2 protein-coding genes are annotated in these 2074 nt (G+C 71.2%); one reads left to right on the top strand and one right to left on the bottom strand.

Annotated features, from left to right (window positions below; translation table 11 throughout):
- Positions 1 to 74 precede the first annotated feature (74 nt).
- Positions 75 to 860, bottom strand: a complete 786-nt coding sequence (locus Adu01nite_RS46305; protein WP_203735799.1) for a class I SAM-dependent methyltransferase — start codon at positions 858 to 860, stop codon at positions 75 to 77.
- Between the two features lie 47 nt (positions 861 to 907).
- Here Adu01nite_RS46305 and Adu01nite_RS46300 point away from each other — a divergent pair, with 47 nt between their 5' ends.
- A complete protein-coding gene (locus Adu01nite_RS46300; protein ID WP_203735798.1) occupies positions 908 to 1465 on the top strand; it encodes a helix-turn-helix transcriptional regulator in 558 nt (185 codons plus the stop codon).
- The last annotated feature ends 609 nt before the right edge of the window (positions 1466 to 2074 follow it).

Genomic DNA, 2074 nt, shown 5'->3' with positions numbered 1-2074 from the left:
CCTGGGCGAGCCGGCCAAGTGGTGCCTGGGCGAGCCGGCCAGGTGCGGCCTCGGCGGGTCTGCCTGCTTGGGCGTCAGCGGCGGGCCAGCCAGACGGTTCGCTCGGTGCGGATGCTCAGGTCGGCTCGGGTGGGGAGGGTGGTGATGACCTTTTCCAGGTCGGCCAGGTCGGTGGGGGACAGGCGGTCGGCCAGGCCGTGGGCCATGCGGTGGAGGGTGACCTTGGCGTAGCGGGTGGCGGCCGCCGGCAGTGGCGGGCGCAGGTCGATGTCGAAGTGTCGCTCGGTCACCTCGGTGAAGCCGGCCTGGGCGATCCGGTCGCCCCAGTTCTCGTGCATGTGCAGGCCGGCCTCGTGCCGGCGCTTCGCCGCCGCGTCGTGGCCGCGCAGCTCGACCTCCTCGTCGGGGGTGCCGGCCAGGAAGCGCGGGAACGACTCCAGCTCGGCGATCACCAGCAGGCCGCCCGGCTGCAGCGCGCCGAACGCCGATGCGAGCGCCCGCCCGGGGTCGGCCATGTGGTGCATCGAGGCCGACGCCCAGATCACGTCGGCCGGGCCGAGGTCGGGCCACGGCTGGTCGAGGTCGGCCTCGACGGTGCGGATCCGGTCGGACAGGCCGGCCGCCTCGGCGCGGGAGCGCAGGTGGGCCAGCATCTCCGGGGACACGTCGACCGCGGTGACCTGGGCATCGGGCAACTCGCGGGCCAGCGAGAGGGAACCGGTGCCGCTGCCGGCCCCGAGGTCGACGATGCGGGGGTGGTCGGCGGCTTCCCGGCCGGCCCAGGCGATCAGGTCGCGGTGGTAGTCGTGCAGGACCTCGGCGTCCAGGTCGAGCATCTCGATCAAGTGGTCGTGTGCCATGCGCCAACGGTAGCCGCACCTTGCTCGAATGGCATAGTGTATTGCGCATGAAGCAAGACGCCGATGTGGAGACCCTTGTCCGGCAGCGCATCCGGGGTCTGCGGGTGGCCCGCGGCTGGTCGCTCGACGAGCTGGCGGCCCGCTGTCTGCTCAGCCCGTCCACGCTCAGCCGGATCGAGACCGGCCACCGGCGGATCGCGCTCGACCAGATGACCGCGATCGCCCGGGCCCTCGGCACCACCCTCGACCAGCTGGTCGAGTCGGATGCCGACGACGACGTGGTGATCCGCCCGCACCACAACGAGGCCCGCGGCATCACCACCTGGCTGCTGTCCCGCGACAGCGGCCAGACCGTCGCAAAGATGCGGATCACCCGCGCGGTGCCGGCCGACCTGCGCGTGCACCCGGGCCGCGACTGGTTCACCGTGCTCTCCGGCACGATCGAGCTGCGCCTGGGCGACCGCACGATCCTGGTCGGCCCGAATGAGGCCGCCGAGTTCTCCACGATGACCCCGCACGCCTTCGGCGCCCACGGCGGCCCGGCCGAGATCCTGACGATCCTCGACCACGAGGGCGAACGAAGCCACCTGGCCGCCGAGGGCTGACCCCGCTTCCGGCCCGGGCCAACGAGACCGTGTGTCGGCCCGGGCCAACGAGAGCTGTGCCGCGCCTGGCCCGGGTCGGTGGCAGTTCGGAAATGCATGCCGGTCGGCGATCGCTCCGCCTCTGCCCTGCTCGCAAAGTGCATCTGCGCTCAGAGGCGGAGGGCGGGGGATGAGCTGGTCCGTTCTTGGTGGGCCGGGACCATCTTGCGCAGCGGAGCACGGGACACCCCGGCGGTAGTGTCGGCGCAACCCTCGGCCGTCCGCATTGTGGACGACTGGCCTTGGATCCTGTCAATGTTCAGCTGGTTGCTGCGTCGGATTGATGCCGTCTGCAGACGATATGTCGCCTGATGGGACGTGCCGGGTTGCCGAGTGTCTTGCGGGAAGCCGCATTCGTGGTCAATCAGGCGGCAGGGCCGTGGCCGTATGTCGGCGTGAGGCGGGCCAGCTGGCCCGATTTCCTTGATAGCGGGGTCTGCGCAGCGGGGCCAGGGTTTGGTTTTTCTTGATGTCGGGGCGTTGGGCGTGCGACGTGAGCCCGGTTTCCTGGTTCTTGGCGTTTGGGTGCGGGGGTGAGGCCCCAGCTTCCGGGATGTCGGCGGTCCTCGG

Source organism: Paractinoplanes durhamensis, assembly GCF_016862175.1.
Taxonomy (GTDB): Bacteria; Actinomycetota; Actinomycetes; order Mycobacteriales; family Micromonosporaceae; genus Actinoplanes; species Actinoplanes durhamensis.
This window is presented reverse-complemented; position numbering and strand designations above follow the sequence as displayed.

Bases quoted from the DNA above. Each gene is read 5' to 3' on its own strand.
- Adu01nite_RS46305 (WP_203735799.1), bottom strand. From the start codon at position 860: ATGGCACACGACCACTTGATCGAGATGCTCGACCTGGACGCCGAGGTC.
- Adu01nite_RS46300 (WP_203735798.1), top strand. From the start codon at position 908: ATGAAGCAAGACGCCGATGTGGAGACCCTTGTCCGGCAGCGCATCCGG.